This window comes from Shewanella pealeana ATCC 700345, from assembly GCF_000018285.1.
Lineage (GTDB): Bacteria > Pseudomonadota > Gammaproteobacteria > Enterobacterales > Shewanellaceae > Shewanella > Shewanella pealeana.
Map to the genome: position 1 here is coordinate 3,584,177 of NC_009901.1, position 19,089 is coordinate 3,603,265.

The window sequence follows — 19,089 nt, forward strand, 5'->3', positions numbered from 1 at the left end:
TAAACGAGACCCTACCTCAATTAGGGTATAAGATATCGCGCGTCAAAAAAGAGAATAATTCTCATTTGGTTAATCAGTTAAGGTGCGTAATGAACAAGCTTAAAGTTAGTGTGCTCGCTATCGCGGTAAGCACAGTGCTCCATGCCCAGGCTCAAGAGGCCTCTATCGATTCTCAATCTCCGCAAGCACCCAATGCTAAAATGCACGAAGTGATTGTTATTTCTGGTTCGCGTATGGAACAGGAAATTGAACAGGTTGCTGGCTCGATTATGGTCATCGATGAAGAAGCCATTGAAAAAAGCATGAGTAATGACTTTGGTAGCTTGTTCAGAAATGAGTCCGCTATTGCCGTTAAAGGCGGGGCTGGTAAACCAACCTCTGTGACCATTCGTGGTATCGGTGGTAACCGTGTAATGATGGTTAAAGACGGTGTACGCGTTAACAACCAATATGCTTCACCGCTAGGTCCTGGCGCTGAAGGCACAGGCCGTGGTCTTACCGAAGTGCAAAGCCTAAAGCAAGTAGAAGTCGTTAAAGCCGCCGCATCGACCATGTATGGCTCTGATGCATTGGGTGGCGTGGTCGTGATGCGTACCAAAGACGCCAGCGACTACCTAATGGGTGACGACTATTATGTGTCGGTAAATGCTGGCTATGCAGGCGTCAACGACGAATATGCAGCGGGCTTTACCAGTGCGGCAGCCTATGGCGGATTTGAAAACCTGTTGACCTACCAGCACCGTACAGGTGAAGAACAGCCTAATTACTATGACACTCAGCCAGACAGTGATCTTGTGCAAGACAGTGTACTGTTCAAGAGTAAATACCATTTCAATGACTACACCTCGGTGCAGCTGACCCTAGATTATCTAGAACAGACCCTAAAGCGCTGGCAATACGAATTCGATAAGGTCGGTGAACTGGACGAAAATATCGATACCGACCGTGACACTCAAGTCAATAACGGCGCGCTACAGCTAGTATCAAGCAAGCCAACTCAAATGCACGACACCCTAACGGTGACTGCTTACTTTGGCCAAACCGAACAGTTAGAGCATAGAGACTATTTCGAATGGAATAAGGCGAACACTGTTTACGGTTTAAGCGAAGTCCGAGATTACAGCTTCGAAGACCAACGTATCGGGCTTAATAGTACTTTTAGCAAATATGTTGGTGGCGACAACTATGGTCATCAGATCACCTATGGTCTGGACTATGAGTTTTCCACCATGTCACGTCACCGTACGGTAAATAACTCTCTTACAGGCGAAACGACGACACCGTTTACCTTTGCCACGACCGACAGCCAACGCCTAGGTGTGTTTGTGCAGGACGATGTCACTCTACTTGATGGTGATTTAAATCTAATCGCGGGTCTACGTTACGACTATTTCGATAACACGCCAGATCAACAACAAGCTATAGATGCAGGTAAAGATCCGGCAGATTTTCAGAGCATGAGTGATAACTTCTGGTCACCTAAGCTGGGCCTTGTTTATCAGTTATCAGACTCTGTAAGTGTCTATGGTCAGTACGCTTATGGCTACAAGATGCCAACCCCGGATCAGAAATGGGGTGAACTTGAAGTCGATGCAGGTTCGATGACAGATGTGCTTATTCAGGCTAACTATGATCTAGAGTCTGAGCAATCTCATACCTGGGAAATCGGCGTTCGTGGCAATCATAGCGACACAAATTATGAACTAACTGCCTTTTATACTCAGGCCAAAGACTTTATTGACTGGCAGTATGTGAGCTATAAGCCTCCTGTATTTTTCCCAGTGATGAAGCCTATGGAGTTTAAGTACCAGTACTACAACCGCGATGAAGTGATCTTGTACGGCGCTGAAGCTCAGGTTAACCATTGGCTAACCGATAGCATTGAGTTATGGGGTAACATCTCTTACACCTATGGTGAAGATGAAAATGGCGATTACCTTAACAGTGTCAGCCCACTCAAGGGTAACGCGGGTATTAACTGGTATACCGACATCGCCGATATGGAAGCAGACTTTGCCGCAGTAGTGCGCTGGGCGGATGATATGAGCCGGACTAATGACATTGAATTAGCCGAGGATGATATTTGTGCCATGGGGATCTGTATTCCTAAAGAGCAGTTTAATGAGGTATACGGAACAGCGGGTTATGCGGTTATGGATCTGACCTTTGGCTTACGTATTGATGATAACTGGAAACTACGCGCGGGTGTTTATAACCTGTTCGATAAAGAGTATATCGATTATGCCGATGTGGCTGGCCAATCAGTATTCTTACTAGGTGCGAGTATGGACTTAGAAAAAGAAGACTTTACCCAGCCGGGTCGCTACTTCAACGTGAGCGTGAACTATCAGTTCTAGCACTTAGCTTGATGATATAGCACGAATAAAAAATGCAGCCTAGGCTGCATTTTTTATTCGGCTAAAATCACGCTTAATCTGGATCTATAAACGATAGGTCAGTGTCAGCTTGGCATTGCGCTCTTCGCCCGGCATACCGCCTAAGAACATAGCCTTACTGTAATACTCTTCATTGAATAAGTTGTTCACATTCAACTGCAGCTTCCAGCTGTCAACATCATAGCTAATCGCACTATCTAGCACGGTATAACTTGGCACATAGCCGTCTGGAATACCAAATGAGGTTGAGTTAGTACTTCTGTCGTCAACATACTTGGCGCCAAGGCTGATGTTAATTGGACTGGATAGTGAGAACCAATCAGCCCCATAGGTTACCCAAGCACTTGCCGTGACATAAGGAACACCTTTTTGGCGGGTATCATAGCTAGAACGATTAGGATCTTTCTTGTCGCGGGCATCTTGATAAACCGCATTAACGTTAACCATCCACTGCTCATTGAGGTGAGCGTTCATATCCAGCTCAACACCCGTGGTTTCTTCGCTGCCATTATAGAAATACTTAGCTACGTTCGGCCCAGACACGCCCTCTTCATAATCCACATTTGTGTATTGCAAATTAGTACGTGAACTCTTAAACAACACAATTGAAGTCAACATTTGATCATCAAAAGCTTTAAAGCGCATCCCTAAGTCATCACTGACCGATTCACTGTCATCTCTATCGGTATCGTTTCCGGCAATGCTGCCAAGAATGCTATAGGCTGTGCGCCCTTTCGAGTGATTAACGAAAAACGACAAGTCGTCGGTTGGCATGTAAGTCAAACCTAAGTTATAGGTCATGCCATCATCAGTGGTATCGGCTTCTGGTGTTGGTTGGGCGCGGCTGGCACTGTATCTAGAGTCGACGCCTAAGTGCTCATAGGTCTGCTTAATTTGATTAAACGCCACGCCAATGCGAGAAGTAAAGCCATAACCTAAGTACCCCACATGCTGTACACCCACTCCCCAAGCACTGACTTTCTTGTCGTAGTTGCTGGTTAGTAGCGGATCATGATCTTCGAAGCTACCTTCCGCCCAATTAGGGTTACGGATATCATAAATGTACGGCAGGCTGCCTTGGTAGATCACCTCACCGGCTTTATTCTTGATGACTTTATCAGCATCGTAGATGGAGTATTGCTTGAACGCGATGTCTCTATCTTCATAGTTGGCATTTATCAATAATTCATTATCAATATCGCCTATTTGGAAGTCATAACGAAGATCTGCAAAATACTGCCAGGATGATTCATCGGCATCCACTTTACGATACTCCTGACGACGAGCGGCATAGGGATAAAGCACACCATCTTCGACAAGTGGTGCTCGAGGGTCGGCATTAATCACACCTCGGCGGTCCCAATACACATAGTTATAGGCACCCGTTTGGCGAGCAAAGCCTGAGGTGTAATCGCGATACTGCAATTGTTGATTCAAAAACAAGTTATCGGTGAAATAAATATTGTGGGTCAGCTTAAAACGCAGCTCTTCGCCCTCATTATCCTTGGCCATCGGTGAAATAATGCCTGCATTGCCAAATGCGTAGGGAGTTAAACCATCATTTGAGGCTAACGAGTCCACTAACTGCTTACGCTGGGCCTCTGTTAGCTGAATGCCGGCGTTGTTCGGATCGTTAATCAAATCTTCCCAGCTAACTTCACCTGCAGTTTTACCGCCAACAGATGCTGAGTTAAAAATGCGAATAGGATGACCAATTGAGTCCACAGCAATGGCGTCTTTGATATAGCTCGCCGACAACATCAGGTCTTGGCTATCATCGAGCACATACTTAAGCGAGGTGTAGATCTCATCACGGTCGGTGCCTATGTCTCGGTAACCATCGCTACGCGCCGTTTTAGCGACGACGCGATAGGCTAAATCATCGGTGATCGCCGCGGTGCTGTCGGCTTCTAAAGAATAAGTATTCCATTGACCGACTTCTGCTGTGAACGCATGCTTAGACTCAAATTGCGGCTTCTTCTCAATGAGGTTAATCACGCCACCCGCACTGCCCATACCGTAAAGCCCCGTCGCCGGGCCTTTTAGCACCTCGACCGATTCGACATTGGTTAACGAACGTGTAGGGTTAAAGGTGTTGCCAAGCCCCGCTCCGCCATACATACCATCATAGGTGTAGTTTGCCCCTAAACCGCGGATAACTAGGTTATCGCCAATGCCGTAGTTATTACCCGCTTGAGTCACACCACTGATGTTACGCACTAAATCTTGTAGATTGGTCAAAGCTTGAGCCTGTATGAGCTCTTGATCCACAACCACAACCGCAGCAGGCGTCTCCATTAAGGACATATCGGACTTAGTCGCTAAACCTGAATTCATGACAACCTGATTCTGGCGGCCATAGACAGTAATGCGCTCAACATTATCGAGTGCTGTATCTGTTACTTCAGCGTATACACTGGTTGGTAAAAAAGTCGATGCACAAGCAATTGCTAACATCGAATAACGGAAATGTTTCATCAAATAACCCCACTTTAGTATTATGCGGCGAGATGATAACGATTATCATTAGCTTTTCAACACTTGTTTCAGCACTGATACATCTGGGATTTGTTTGTGATTGTTTTGGCTTGATTTTATTGTTCGGGATTTACAATGTAAATTTAAAGGTAATACTTTAAAACCAATGAGATAGGTGACGAAGATCACAAAAGCGCTGTGCAAAAATCAGCCTCAAGTTTTACGCCAAAATGATTCAAACTCAAATGTGTTCAATCTTCATCCAAGCTATTTAAAGCCGCTTATATTTACAGCCATTCTATTTAAAGCCACTTCCTACTTAGAGCCACTTGCTACTTAAAACTATTTGCCCATCACCGCTCCCTTTTGGCAAAACTCAGCGAGCCAATAACTTAACGGGAACGGCAATCGATACTCAAATATTACGCTGACATTCAGTTTGCAAAGGCTAGACTGTGAAACACTTATCGCAATTACCTGTTTTTCAACGCACTAGAGTGTCGGTAACATAGCAGCGTAAGGAGCATTAACAACATAGCTATTGACACGCTACCGCCATGGTAATCCTCTTCAATGTAGTAATCGTCTCTATCACGGCTCTCCAGCGGCAGCGCATATAAGCTGTCGAAATCATTTGAGCTTACCGTAGCCACAATATCGCCATAGCCCACCTCATAGAGATCGATGAGCACATCGTAATGATCGGTTCGGTAACCAGACTCCAGCGTCGTTAACACTTCAAAGTCATCATCGGTAGCATTACCAACAATCCTGAAGATATCTGTGGTGTAGTAATGCTCCCAGGGCCCACCGTTGCGACTCAGGTATAGCTCGGCAAACACGTCTGCACGCTCATTAGCATAATAACCCTCTACATCGGCGTCGAAGGTCACGCTAAAGGTCTGATAGAAGCCGTCGTAATCGTTATCGACAAATAAACGGCTATAAGCATCGTAGATATAAAAATCACGATAAATGCCATTAGCAAACTGCTTAACCGAACCGCTCTTGGCTAACTCAAAATTCGCCTGCATCGCCTTGTCGATATGGGACTGGACTATTTGCTCACGGGTCAGTTTTTCTCGAGTAAGTGGCTCTGGGCTAGTAGTGCCTGTTGTCTGCATCGCCTGTAACTGCGTTTGCTTAACTCGCTGCAGTTCGAGCTTGCTGATTTGCAGCTCAGATAAGGTATTGCCGTCTTGAGCGGCTTGAGAACTTTGGTCGTCACTGGAAACAGTTTGTGCAACCGAGGTGCTTTGCGGCTGCGAAAGCATACTCATATCCGAACTGGCACTGGCAGACTGCACTAGCGTCATAGGCAGCATTAATAGTGCAACTCGCGCTAATTGCGCCAAGGTCCACTTTTGCTCACTTGTATTCGTTATGTGAGTTGTATGAGTTTGGTTTGTGTTCATCTTCACCTCGAAAATTCATGCTTAATGAGGCCATTAGAGTCCACTGAGTGTGAACACAAGCTGAACGTTATGAAGCGGATGCGCTTCATCCATATCTGAGATTTAAAGCATCAGGCTACGCCTGACTAAAGTCGTGGCGCTTCGCCCCTTTCTCGAGTCAAGAGTCGAGCCAAGGGGGAAAGCGCTTGTCCCCCTTAGCGAACCCTCAGCGCCCCAGACGAAGTTGTCTTCCTCGTACTTATTCGAAATAACCTAACGCTTCCGATGGGGCATCTGATGTGAATGGATTCACAAATGCCGTGATGGCATGGATGCCAAAGAACGGCCTGCCCCGCGAAAGCTATACCCACATCCGTGTGGGTATCACGGTACTCTTGTTTATAAAGAGTCTTCAACGTACTTCGGCAACTCCTATAGGGAATGGGTGTTTCCTGTGAGTCTCGTAACTTAGTTTTGCCCCAAAGTAAGTCAGCCTTCGAATGAAGGCTTATTACATTTATCTTTGTGCTTGTTGCTACGGGGGAGTGTGTTCTACATTTTCGCTTCATGGTTATCAATCGCCTGCAGCGGGTGCTGGACAGGATGTCCGAATGTCGTGATCACATGGATGTGAAGGAACGACCTTATGTGCAGACACTGCTGCGAGACGCTGTACTTCTTTATAACGGAAAGTATCCCTATACGCTCTGCGGTTTCCAATAACTTCCCTGTTAAACTGCCAGTTCGGCATCCATGCCGCTCGTTCGAACAGTATCTCTTTGAGATACCTCACCCTGAAACCGAAGCCCGCAGCCGTATCTTATGTGGACTCCCCTGTGTCAACAACAAACAGGCACTCTTAAAGAATAAATGCGAACTTATGTACGAGCTCTCAATTGAGTAGCGAACTCAGGCTCTATGATATTTACGCGAACCAGTTGATAATTCTACACGACGAGTTCAAGACTCTTTGATACGGGCTACCTTAACTGGCTGATTTTAATCTTCGATTGTGCATTTTTGTTGTTTGAACGCTTTTACGCTGAAATTAACTCTGCTTTATATTCTGTACCCTGTGTAAGCATGGCATAGGCAGTTCTGACCGTCTTATTGGCTAACGCCACCGCGGCGCATTTCTTACCCCGTCGCTCAACCAAAGCCTGAACCCAGCGCTCCTTCGTCGTTTTGGGTTCTCTTTTGACCATTTGACTAACCGCTGACAACGCACCTGTGATTAACTGGCTTCTGAGAATGCTATTCTTAACGTGTTTTCCTATGGACCCCAGTTTGGCCTTTCCACCTGAAGAATATTGAATCGGCGTTAATCCAATACAGGCAGATGCATCTTTTCCTGTGGAAACAACACCAATATCAGCGCAACCTAATGCGATATAAAGATTAATAGCATTGAGAGTACCCACCCCTTCAATTTTTAATAGTTTTTTAGCCTCAGGATGAGTGTTAAGTGACTTTTCCAAGCACTGGTCATAAGTTGCTATAGATGTGACGACAGCTAAATACTGTTGCCAGGCCGCCGCAAGAGCGTTACGAAACTCAGAAGAAAAATCATTTTCAGCGTCTTCTAACGTTGATTCAATCACACCGCGTAAGCCGCCATGTTTGGTTGACGTCATCAGATTAAACTCTGCTAATAATGAAGTGAGCTGGTTAGTCATCGCCGTTTTTTGTTTAATAGCCAGCTCTCGTAGTCTCATAATAGATTGCAGTTGCTGCTGCTCGACTGATTTACCCGTGATGAAGTTGACCTCGGGCAAGAGTGCCGCCTGAACAATCGCTAAAGCATCATTTTTGTCTGTTTTTTGATTTTGCCTGACAGCTGAGACTAACTTTGCTGAAATTAACTTAGCCTCATGGCCAAACGTCATTGCTTTTTGTTTCCAGTAATTAGACATTCCACAAGCTTCGAACACGATGGTTACGGTGGCAAAGTTAGCCAGCCAGTCGATAAATTCATTCGGTGTCATTTCAGTATTTGAGTGCACCTTGTTATTTGTGAAGACACAAACTTGAATTACATTTTTAGCCAGATCAACGCCAACAATCGTACCTTTCATTTTAAACTCCGAAATCTCGTGAGAATTGACTTATACCGTAACGAATTAAAGAGTGGGGAGTCCAATTATCTACACGGGATACTAGGTGCGTTTATTTAAGGTAATCTTGTACAGGTATAATGGTCTTGATGAATCAGACAGATTTATCGAGGCTAGAAAGTGAAATAGTTGCATCGATAATTTTATAACATATTAAATAACAATTGCTTATCATACAGTTAGGTTTCCGCTTTAATCTAACAAGAGACCCGATAAATGTTCTGCATTACTTTGCGGGGATGGTAAATTCAAATTTTGTTAATACTAGTAAAACTAACGGCTTTACATCAATGAGTTACGTTGCTAGCTTTGATGTAAACTAATAAAGCGCAGGGATTTATCCAAGACACTGGATAATAAGTTGTTATATTTAAAAGGAAAATTATGAATAAAATATTCACCTACCTAATTATAGCAACCGTTTTATCTGTATCCTCAGGCTGCGCTTCACAAAAGTTTTCAGAGGGTGTTGATTTAAACCTGAAAAGTAAAGAATACGAAGATTCCAAGGCTAGGTTTAATTTCTACGATGCATCAGAGGGTTGTCCCAGCTACAAAGATGGCCCCCTTGCTAAACATTATCTAGGGCGCACTATGGTTAGCAGCGCTGGAACAACTATGCACCTTCCTGCAAATAAAAAAATCCATGTTTTCTATTTTAAGCCAAGTAATACACCTGGAATTATGGCTAAAGGAGGTGCGAAAGAGATTAGACGACGCAGTGTTCAAATTGAATTATCTGGTGAAAATGCCGAATTACAACTGATAAAAGATGAAAATGATAAAATGAAGTGGGTTGTGCAAGGCTCTATACAACTTGAGCCAGCCACAAATTGTGCACCGAACGAAAATAGTAATAGTACCCCGCAAATATAACAAGTGGCTGCAACCGCATATCTGGTTGCATTACTTTCGCTGATGCCGATAGTCATTTCCAGAGTTTTAGCTCTAAAATGATTCTCTCTAAAAACGAGCTAGAGCTTTAGTCATAACTCAAAACCTAGTAGCGCGTTTAGGCCTGCAGAAAACCCCCTTTCCCCATCGAAGTTGCCGAAATAAGTTGAAGAAATAGTCGTAATGCCCACACGGATGTGGGCATAGCTTTCGTAAAAGATAGGACAGCCATATCTTTTTGCGATTTAGTCTATCCTATACTAGGCTTTTAATTACCTGATTCGATAGTGTAATTAAGGGGGGATCATGACCTCAGCTAGAAGAACTCTCATCGATGCTGAAACAACGCCTTTCTATCACATCATAAACCGTTGCGTAAGAAGAGCTTATCTCTGCGGTAATGATGAACTTACAGGTAAAAGTTTTGAGCATAGACGCGGTTGGATTGTCGATAAAATCAAAGCGCTTTCAAACATATTCTGTATCGATATCTGCGCCTATGCAGTCATGAATAATCACTATCATTTAGTCCTTAAGATTGACATCGATAAGTCTAAGTCCCTGACGAACCACGACATCATTACCCGATGGAATCAGGTCACTAAGGGGCATGAAGTCGCAACTAAATATTTGAATGGCGACACCTTGATTGAAGGTGAACGTATGCTCCTCGATGGTTTACTTACTGAGTGGAATGAACGTTTATCGAGTATCTCTTGGTTTATGCGGTGCCTTAATGAAGATATTGCCCGCAGGGCTAATCGCGAAGATGAGTGTAAAGGGGCTTTCTGGGAGGGACGCTTCAAATCTCAGGCGCTACTTGATGAACAAGCACTGTTAGCTTGCATGATGTATGTGGATTTAAATCCTATCAGAGCAGGAATTGCCGATACACTACAAGCCTCAGACTTTACTTCAATTCAAGAGCGGATTGTTGAGCTTAAAACAACTAGTTATAAATCAACAATAACCCTCTCGGAGCGCTCAACTGAGGAGCCATTAAAATCCCTTGTCCAACTTGATGGTTCAAGCCACCTTGCCACTGAATCAGAGGCTCAATCAGGTATTCCGTTTCACTTCTCTGACTATCTGGAGCTTATCGACTGGACTGGCAGAGCAATCAGACCAGATAAAACAGGCTATATCGATTCAAGCCAGCCCAAATTGCTTAATGAACTTGGCATATCCGCTGATGCATGGATAACGTCTTCCAAATCATTTAGGCGCCAATACAGTGGCGCTAGTGGTCGTTGGGAGGCTATGTGTGAGTTTAAAAAACAACATCAACATGGAAAATGGTGTAAAGGCAAATCCTATAGCGATGCATTGCACCCATCTCCCTAAATCACGTAGGCAAAACGATATCAATGATGTCGATTCCATTAGGGGGCTAAGTAAGCCAAAACGCTTCTTATAATCAACGCTACATGATTAGGACTCATCCCTCATAAAGCTAATTCCGTAACAACCTACAACCGAACTAGCCATATTCAGCCAGTGTTCATCTAACCTTATGTATATCTAAAGCGGTGTATTCTTGAAGCGTGGGATACGCCCCCCAACTTGGCATAGGCAGATAATGACTAATCGAATAGGATCTTTTAAACTGGCTGTATCTCAACCCTTTGGTACCTTTAATGAAAACTGCTTTATTTCTTATATTGCTCTCAGCCTCACTATTTACTGCACAGCCTGCTGCGGCGAGTACTGTGCATGCCGTTACATCTATGATGTCGGTCGCTATGAAGGCCAATAATAACCAGCAGCAGAAACAGAAATTAAAGGTTCGCAGCAAAGAGCAAGCTGTACAGCTGGCAAAGAGGCAGTATCGCGGCAAGGTGCTGAAGGTTCAATCTAGTCGAGTTAATGGCAATCCCGGTTATAGCGTAAAGCTGCTATCCAATGACGGCGTGGTTTTTTATGTCAATGTCGATGCCAAAACAGGCCGTGTTTCTCGTAATTAATAGCCAAAACCAGCGGCCTTAATAGGCATAAATAAGCATAAGCGCTGACTTAGAAACAACACCAGTTCAGAATAACTGAACGCGCCTTACCAACATCCAATAACGAGGGCTTAAGCATGAGATTGTTATTAGTTGAAGATGATTTAGAACTGCAATCTAACCTCAAACAGCACCTTATCGAGGCCAATTATACCGTCGACACTGCAGATGATGGCGAAATAGGCCTGTTTCAGGGCCGTGAATACAATTACGATGCGGCGATTATCGATGTTGGCTTACCCAAGCTTGATGGCATCGCCCTCATTAAAGAGCTTAGAGCGCTCGATATCGGCTTTCCTATTCTCATTTTGACTGCCCGTGATAGCTGGCAAGATAAGGTCGAAGGACTAGACGCCGGCGCCGATGATTACCTCACGAAACCCTTTCATCCTGAGGAATTGGTCGCCAGATTAAAAGCCTTGATCCGCCGCTCTGCCGGTAAGGCGAGCCCAATTGTTAGCAATGGGCCTTTTAGCCTAAACACCAGCAGTTTAGAGATCACCAAGTCTGGTGAAACCATCACCTTGAGTGGCTCAGAGTACAAGTTATTTGAGTACTTTATGCTGCATATCGGCGAGGTGAAATCGAAAACCGTGCTAACAGAACACATCTACGATCAAGATTTTGATTTGGACTCCAACGTGATTGAGGTGTTTATCAGACGCTTACGCAAAAAACTCGACCCAGATAATCAACTCGGCCTTATCGAAACTCTTAGAGGTCAAGGTTACCGTCTTGTCTCACTCGATAATGATGCTAAGAAATAACCCGTTGATGATTCGCCTTAAGCACTTACCCAGATTATTACACTCGTTAAAGGCACGCCTCATCGTCAGTGCCATGTTGTTGATCTTGGTCTTGCTGCCCATCGTGGGACTCACCCTTAACGATGCCTTTAAATTGCAGGTTAAAAGTGCCTCGCTCAAAGAGCTTAAAGCCTACGTTTACTCCATCTTGGCGGTGACTGAAGTCGACAATCAGCAAGTGTTTATGCCCGAGGTATTATTAGAAAACCAATTTAATGTGATCCAGTCTGGCCTGTACGCCTTGATTACCGTCCCCAATCAGCAACAGCCGCCCAAAACCAGTGAGGACAAGCAAGGAACTAACTTCGATGCTAAATTTGTTGGGCCAGACACAGACGAGTCCAAAGATGAGACGATAATGGCTGAGCAAACCGCTGACGGCAGAAAGGTCGCTTGGCGCTCCAATTCATTGCTTGGCATCGACCTCACTTCGGCAATCACCACTGCGGTTCATACTGACCCGGTGTTTCCCCAACCAGAAAAGGGTCAGGGAGAATTCAGCGAAATTATCCTTAACGGTGAACCCCACTTGGTCTATGGCTTTAGTGTCAGCTTTGAAACGCAACACACAGGGGCTGATGGAACAGATGAAAAAACCAGTCGTTTTCCTATCACTGTCTATATCATTAAAGATCAGAGCGACTATCTGCAGCAGGTTAAGGAGTTTAATCAGCACCTGTGGCGTTGGTTAATGATCTTGATGATTGCCCTTCTCACAATCCAAATATTATGGCTGTGGTGGACACTCAAACCCCTCACTCGCCTGCAGCGTGAATTAGCAGCAATTGAAAACGGTAAAGCCGATCAGCTAGCGGATAATTATCCCACCGAACTGAGCGCCGTTGCCAAGCAGCTCAATACCTTGCTCAATACCGAGCAAAATCAGCGTAAGCGCTATCGTAATGCGCTCGCAGATTTAGCCCATAGCCTTAAAACACCTTTGGCTGTTATTCAAAGTCAGAAAGATTTAAGTCCACAATCATTTGAGCAGGTCAGCCATATCAATCGCATTATCGGCCACCAGCTCAAACGAGCGCAGACGGCGGCGGGGTCGGCGTGGCACTTAGGCGTTGAGGTAGTGGAAGTGTCAGATAAGCTGGTGCGTAACCTGCCCAAAATTTACTGCCAGCCTCCCATCACTATCACTGAAGAGGTCGACAGGCACGCCGTCTTTAAAGGTGATGCCAGCGATTTAACCGAGATCTTAGGTAATCTGCTGGACAATGCCTGTAAGGCTGCTGTCAGCCAAGTGTTATTAAGCGTTAAAAGCGCCGGTGCGAGTTTAGTTATCAGTATCGAAGATGACGGTAAAGGCATCGACGAGAGCCTGCACTCTCAGATTTTTGAGCGGGGAATTCGAGCCGACTCCTACCAAACCGGCCACGGCATAGGTTTGGCAATCGTTCGCGATCTCGTTGACAGTTATCAAGGGCAACTGCAGGTTAGTCGCTCGGTTAAACTGGGGGGAGCAAAGTTCGAACTGCGCTTTAACACCTGATCTAACACTTAATCTCACGGCGCTAATCTAGCTGTTTTTTAGCTTTCAGCTTATGTTCATCTTGGCTTTTTTATACTGATGTTAACGTATACAAAGGTCAGGATTTCACATGAACAGACTTAAAAAATACTGTTGCTCATGGATCGGCGCATTGGTCATGGCAATACCTTTGATGATTGCCACCAGCTTTGCCAATGCACAGGATTACGATCAAAAAAACTCTGCATTTAGTGGGAGTCAGTACAGCGAAGGGCAATTGGCACAAATGCTGGCACCTATCGCACTCTACCCAGATAGTTTACTGACGCATATCCTCATTGCAGCCACTTATCCACTGGAAGTGGTTCAGGCCCATCGCTGGCAACAGAGTAAACAACACTTATCAACCCAAAAGCAGATAGACAAGGCAGAAGATAAAGACTGGGATCCCAGTGTGGTGGCGCTGATAGCCTTTCCAAATGTGCTACAAAAACTCAGTGAGGATCTCAATTGGACCCAATCTCTAGGTGATGCCTTCTTGCAAGATGAAGCGCAAGTGTTAGCCAGCATTCAAATGCTGCGACAAGAAGCGGATAATGCCAATAGTTTACAGCAGATGGAGAATATGCAGGTCACTCGCGTCAGTAATCAGATAGTGATCGAGCCTGTTAGAAAAGAGATTGTCTATGTGCCCTACTACGACCCGCGCACCGTTTACGGCTATTGGCGTTGGTATAACTACCCACCAATCTATTGGGCGGTTTACCCCGGATACGTAAGACCTAGCTATGGCCATTTTTATTGGCGCGCAGGGGTGCACATCAGCTTTAACTATTACTTCAGCGCGTTCCATTGGCATAAGCGTCATGTGGTGGTTGTGCATCACCATAACTCACATAAATATCGTCATCGCGGCCGTATCGTAACCAGTCATGGTGCAAAACGCTGGACCCATAAGCCTCAACATAGACGCGGCGTGGCATACAGTAACAATGCGTTACGACACAAGTATAACAGTCATCACCCAAGTCGTGCCCAAAGCAAGGCGCTGCGCCACAACGAGCGCAAACATATTAACCGTAACAACAGCCTTGAGCGGATAAAGAGCCCTCAGCGAGCTAAGAGTCATGAGCGAGCTAAGAGTCATGAGCGGGTAAAGAGCCCTGAGCATATTAAGAGCCATGAACGAATTAAAGGTCAAATGCGAGTTAACAGCCATGAGCGCATTAAAAGCCATGAGCTCAGTAAAGGTTATGATCGGACTAAAAGTCAGATGCAGACTCACCAGCAAATCAATCACAAACGTGAGCAGCAGGTGCGCAGCAAGCTCGATTCAAGCTCAAAACCGCATCATAAACAAAACAGCCAACCTAAAGCCAATAAAAACTACAGCAACAGGCAGAAGCATCAAAGCCCGCCTCGTCATAGCACTAAGCCACAGCAAACAGCTAGGAGCCAAGCAAGCCGCAACCCTTCGCCACGAGCCCAAACGCCTCGTAGCAATGGTCAACACAAACCAAGGAAAGATTAGCCAAAGACGGAGCAAATCTATCAAACTGTTCAAACAAAAACGCCGTCAATTGACGGCGTTTTTATGTTTAATGCTAAGCAATCTCTAAGCGCTAACTCTAAGCACTAACTCTAAGCACTTAAACAAGCTTCAGAATCGAGCTGCTCACTCATTTGCTGTAACAGCACATGTACCTCTTTAAAGCGTGGGCGTAATCCCAAACTTGGCTGTAAACATGCCTCTTTCAACTGCAATAACTCAGTAAGCATCACTTGGTTTACTTGCATTGGATTTTGCAGACAATGCTCGACTAAATCCTCTATTAAGCAACCTAAAGCTCGCACTTCTATTGCCTCCATAGCCTCTCTTTGCTGCATAGGTAACTGGCTTAAGTTGGTTGCAGCACCAAAGTCGCCAAATAGGATCTCAGCATGGGTATTGAACATGGTGTTATGAGCGTAGATATCGCCATGACTGATTTGATTTTGATGTAGATGAGCAAGACCCGACGCCATCTGTTTCAAGATAAGCAGTATTGCTTTAAGCTCAAACACAGACTCATTGGCGAAGGTATCTCGAGTACAAGTCTCTAGTGACGGTGGCAGACCTAAGTTTTGGTAGTGACTCGGAATAAGCTCCATCACGAGTCCCGTTTTATCCGCTTGCTTAAGCTCTGCAACAACCTTGATCAGATTACTGTGTTGCCCAGCTTGCAAACAATTAGCCAATTCATCTTTTGGGTAACCGTCACTGGTGACCTCCCCCTTAAATATTTTGACTGCAATATAGACAGGCGTTGTCATCAACTCAAGAGGTTGGTTAACCCATTTAGCGCGGTAAATCACACCCGATGCACCTTGACCAATGACTTCTTGCAGCTCGATATCGTCAAGACCCACTCTTGGCATAGAGATAAGCTCTACACCAGCTTCTGCGGTTGAGTCTTGCTGCGATATAAGTGGACTGCCATCAACTGCTAACCAGCTCAGGCGTGGTAGCTGAAATAACCAATCTGGCAATGAGTCAAAGTCATTTGCCGATAAGCGAGCTAATTCTAAGTTAGTACACTTAGCCATACCCTCGGGTAAGCAAGTGAGCTTATTACCCGCTAATGCAAGCTTTTGCAGTCGATGCAACCTGCCCATATCTTCAGGCAAAGAGGCAAGCTTATTATCCGTTAGAATTAACCAGCGGGTATTATCGGGCAGTGCTTTTTCAGGAAGTTGCGTTAAGTTGTTCGACTTAAAGCTGATCATTTCAAGCTTAGGGCACTGTGCAAGCACTAACGGAACAGATTCAAAACAATTTTCGGTGAGGAACAGGATCTTTAACTGATGCAAATCACTTAGATTATCTGGTAACTCACTCAGTTTATTGCCTGATAGATCCAGTACTTCCAAGCTATCGGCTAGAGAGAAAATTTCTTGTGGAAACTGCGTTAAGCCTTCAGCAATCTGTACGCGTTTAATTCCTTTTAACTGCCCCGATTTTAACTGCTCGATGGTGTGCAAAATCTTAATCCTAAATGCCGATGAAAAACAGCGCGCAATATTATACGATTCAAAGGCTATCGTCGCGGAAAATTCAAAAGTTAGAGATTAATCATCCAACTTAAACTTATTGGCCCTTTCAATCTTTAGCAGCTCCTGGCCTCTAGTAATCGCCACCACGGCCTTAGATTTAAACTCGCGTCGATAGAGTGTGTACACCACAAAAACACTGGCAATAATCAAGACAAATGGATGGTAAAACCAACACAGTGCCGCCATGGCAAAGTAGTAACAACGCAAACCGTAATTATAAGAGTGAGCCGCCTGATCTTGCACCACCGCCATCTGCTCAGCATAGCGAAGTAGGTTGTCATTAGAGCCAGTTTTATCGACAGGTGCAGCTCCCACCATCACATTTAAGAAGCCATATTGGCGCATCGACCAAGTGAACTGGAAAAATGCCATCACAAAAATAAATGTCAGCATGCCTAGCTTAACTTGAACTAACGCGTGATTCGGGTTGGCAGCATAAGGAATGGTTGCTATCACAGTTTCGAGACGTTCGGCCTGAGCAAACAGGGTTAACACACCCGCAAGCACAAACATGGTAGTCGATGCGAAAAAGGCAATATTGCGCTCAAGATTAGCAAGCAAGGCGGCATCACCGACTCGTACCTCACGGCCTAATAATTCATACATCCAGTTGATGCGGTGCTTATGTAAACAGCGAGCGATGCAGTTAGTGTCTTTGGCTTTACGCTTAGCAAAATAGGCATAGCCGACCCAGCAAGTAATAAAACAAAATGGCGCAAAAAGGTCGAGTAACGAAATAGTCATGCATGAGTCCATCGAGGATAAACGAGTCAAAATCAGTTCTAACAACTGGCTATTTCCAGTCTGTAGATTTATAGGTTAATCAAATACAAAAATAAGCCTAGTGTTATTAAGTCAGCTTTGCCTCTAGATCCATTTTAACGATTTCAAGCGCAGCTAAGGCAACACTAGGCTCAATCTGATGACTCTCTAACAAAAAGATAAGATCCACTGCAAGTTTCACCTCTTCAGGGGCCGTATCTAACTCACTTGCTGGCGTGCGGTCACTCATATTTAGTTAACTCTAATTTTAAGGATAAAAGGGTGGCTAAGTATACTCAGAGCCTTTAGGCATCTCAATTAAGAAACGGCTAGGGCTAGAGCAAACTCAAATAATCTCCCTTAATTGCTATTCATAACACTAAGGCTTTATTACCGCTGCAAGCCTAGATATACTCGGCCTTAGAAGACGCAATCAATATTGTGGATAGACATTACAAAGGCAAAAATTATTTATGGCAAAAATGGATTTCTCGGTGATCAATGACACCACAGCAAAATCTTTTAATGAACAGAAAAACCTCATAAAAAGAGTTTTTAAAGGTAACACTGTTCTGTGCCCAGTGTGCAATCAAGCGCTTGAGATGAAATTGCCTGTAAAAGGACAACAAGATAGTGTTTCTGGGATCTGCTGCAAGAAAGGCTGCACCGATATTGAGTTAGATATGGAACTGGTGCTTTAAAGCACATCAGCTTCTCTCAATAAAAAATAGTCGAATAAAAATGGCTGTCAGCCTATGCTGTACAGCCATTTTTGCTTTCTGCGACTTACTAGCCCTTCAAAGGCTAACTCTCACTCGTCCAGTGTCTGTAATCGCGCAGCGTATGCAAAGCACCAGTGTGGTTGATACCGATATAGATAAAGTAACGAAAATAGCCACCGAGATCACCAGTTGATACTTAATGGCAATAAGCGGATCCACGCCGCCTAAAATCTGTCCGGTCATCATGCCAGGCAAGGTGACTAAGCCCATGGTGGCCATAGAGGCTAGAATAGGTGCGAAAGATTGCTGCATTGCCGTTTGCATAAAGGGTAAGCTCGCCTGAGCCGGAGAAGCCCCTAGTGCCAGCGCACCTTGATACTCAGACTTTCTATCATTAAAGGCACCAAATAGCCGCTGCAGTGCAACAATGTTGCCGCTCAAACAATTACCCAACAGCATGCCCGCCGTAGGAATTAAATACTGCGCGGTATAAAGCGGCTCAGGTGACAATAGATAAACCATCATCAGCCAAAGCACCGGAAACATTCCCAATGCTAAGCCAAAAAATACTGGCGAATAGAGTAATCTTTTAGGTAATTTAGCCTTACTAATAATGGCGCTCGAACCTACCAGTAACATCACCAGTAACCACCCAAGATTGACCCAGAGGTTATCGAGCAAGAATAGGTATTGCAGGTAGAGACCAACCAAGATCAGCTGTGCCGTCATGCGTATAACCGCCCATGTCATATCGCGGCTTAGGCCTAATTGAAAATATCGCCCAATTGCCATAGGGATCAGTAGCACCAGCATAAATAGGCCTAACTGCAGCCAACCTATATCCATTTATATTTATCTCTTAAACAACAAAACCAGTGGCCTAATATAACCAAACTATGAGCTGTGCGGTAGCGGCGCACTCGCTGATATTTATCTCTATATTAGCCTCA

Annotated in this window: 15 protein-coding genes; 8 read left to right on the forward strand and 7 right to left on the reverse strand. The window is 44.7% G+C overall.

The window, feature by feature from the left end; genetic code table 11:
• The first annotated feature begins 89 nt into the window (after positions 1-89).
• Complete coding sequence (locus SPEA_RS15455) at positions 90-2,357, forward strand: TonB-dependent hemoglobin/transferrin/lactoferrin family receptor (RefSeq protein ID WP_012156151.1); 2,268 nt, start codon at positions 90-92, stop codon at positions 2,355-2,357.
• Between the two features lie 84 nt (positions 2,358-2,441).
• Here SPEA_RS15455 and SPEA_RS15460 read toward each other — a convergent pair whose 3' ends face one another.
• The 3 genes from SPEA_RS15460 to SPEA_RS15470 form a co-directional block, all read right to left on the reverse strand.
• The gene (locus tag SPEA_RS15460) at positions 2,442-4,874 is read right to left on the reverse strand and encodes a TonB-dependent receptor (RefSeq protein ID WP_012156152.1); all 2,433 of its coding nucleotides are present in this window, start codon (positions 4,872-4,874) and stop codon (positions 2,442-2,444) included.
• Positions 4,875-5,347: 473 nt separating this feature from the next.
• Positions 5,348-6,289: a choice-of-anchor H family protein gene (locus SPEA_RS15465; protein WP_012156153.1), complete on the reverse strand. Its 942-nt coding sequence runs from the start codon at positions 6,287-6,289 to the stop codon at positions 5,348-5,350.
• A 1,016-nt stretch (positions 6,290-7,305) separates the two neighbouring features.
• On the reverse strand, positions 7,306-8,343 hold the full coding sequence (locus SPEA_RS15470; RefSeq protein ID WP_012154898.1) for an IS110-like element ISSpe4 family transposase: 1,038 nt from the start codon (positions 8,341-8,343) through the stop codon (positions 7,306-7,308).
• A gap of 423 nt (positions 8,344-8,766) precedes the next feature.
• Between SPEA_RS15470 and SPEA_RS15475 the strand changes: the two genes are divergently transcribed.
• The 6 genes from SPEA_RS15475 (at position 8,767) to SPEA_RS15500 (ending at position 15,093) form a co-directional block, all read left to right on the forward strand.
• Positions 8,767-9,258: a hypothetical protein gene (locus SPEA_RS15475; protein WP_041411026.1), complete on the forward strand. Its 492-nt coding sequence runs from the start codon at positions 8,767-8,769 to the stop codon at positions 9,256-9,258.
• Between the two features lie 324 nt (positions 9,259-9,582).
• Complete coding sequence (locus tag SPEA_RS15480) at positions 9,583-10,620, forward strand: transposase (protein WP_012156154.1); 1,038 nt, start codon at positions 9,583-9,585, stop codon at positions 10,618-10,620.
• Between the two features lie 293 nt (positions 10,621-10,913).
• On the forward strand, positions 10,914-11,240 hold the full coding sequence (locus tag SPEA_RS15485) for a PepSY domain-containing protein (protein ID WP_012156155.1): 327 nt from the start codon (positions 10,914-10,916) through the stop codon (positions 11,238-11,240).
• A gap of 116 nt (positions 11,241-11,356) precedes the next feature.
• Positions 11,357-12,046: a response regulator transcription factor gene (locus tag SPEA_RS15490; RefSeq protein WP_012156156.1), complete on the forward strand. Its 690-nt coding sequence runs from the start codon at positions 11,357-11,359 to the stop codon at positions 12,044-12,046.
• The gene (locus SPEA_RS15495; protein ID WP_012156157.1) at positions 12,030-13,583 is read left to right on the forward strand and encodes an ATP-binding protein; all 1,554 of its coding nucleotides are present in this window, start codon (positions 12,030-12,032) and stop codon (positions 13,581-13,583) included. Before SPEA_RS15490 ends, SPEA_RS15495 begins: the two co-directional genes overlap by 17 nt.
• A gap of 109 nt (positions 13,584-13,692) precedes the next feature.
• Entirely contained in the window at positions 13,693-15,093 is a 1,401-nt protein-coding gene (locus tag SPEA_RS15500) for a DUF3300 domain-containing protein (RefSeq protein ID WP_012156158.1), read from the forward strand.
• Between the two features lie 110 nt (positions 15,094-15,203).
• On the opposite strand, the gene SPEA_RS15505 is transcribed toward SPEA_RS15500, so the two are convergent.
• From SPEA_RS15505 to rsmS, 3 genes are all read right to left on the reverse strand, one after another.
• On the reverse strand, positions 15,204-16,583 hold the full coding sequence (locus SPEA_RS15505; protein ID WP_012156159.1) for a leucine-rich repeat-containing protein kinase family protein: 1,380 nt from the start codon (positions 16,581-16,583) through the stop codon (positions 15,204-15,206).
• Between the two features lie 87 nt (positions 16,584-16,670).
• Positions 16,671-17,399 carry a DUF599 domain-containing protein gene (locus tag SPEA_RS15510; RefSeq protein WP_041411028.1) on the reverse strand — a complete coding sequence of 243 codons (729 nt, stop codon included), beginning with the start codon at positions 17,397-17,399 and terminating at the stop codon, positions 16,671-16,673.
• Positions 17,400-17,505: 106 nt separating this feature from the next.
• A complete protein-coding gene (gene rsmS, locus SPEA_RS15515) occupies positions 17,506-17,667 on the reverse strand; it encodes a pleiotropic regulatory protein RsmS (RefSeq protein WP_012156161.1) in 162 nt (53 codons plus the stop codon).
• A 223-nt stretch (positions 17,668-17,890) separates the two neighbouring features.
• On the opposite strand from rsmS, the gene SPEA_RS15520 reads away from it, so the two are divergent.
• Positions 17,891-18,118 carry a hypothetical protein gene (locus SPEA_RS15520; RefSeq protein ID WP_012156162.1) on the forward strand — a complete coding sequence of 76 codons (228 nt, stop codon included), beginning with the start codon at positions 17,891-17,893 and terminating at the stop codon, positions 18,116-18,118.
• A gap of 96 nt (positions 18,119-18,214) precedes the next feature.
• On the opposite strand, the gene SPEA_RS15525 is transcribed toward SPEA_RS15520, so the two are convergent.
• Positions 18,215-18,985, reverse strand: coding sequence for an ABC transporter permease (locus SPEA_RS15525; RefSeq protein ID WP_012156163.1), 771 nt, complete (start codon positions 18,983-18,985; stop codon positions 18,215-18,217).
• Positions 18,986-19,089 lie beyond the last annotated feature (104 nt).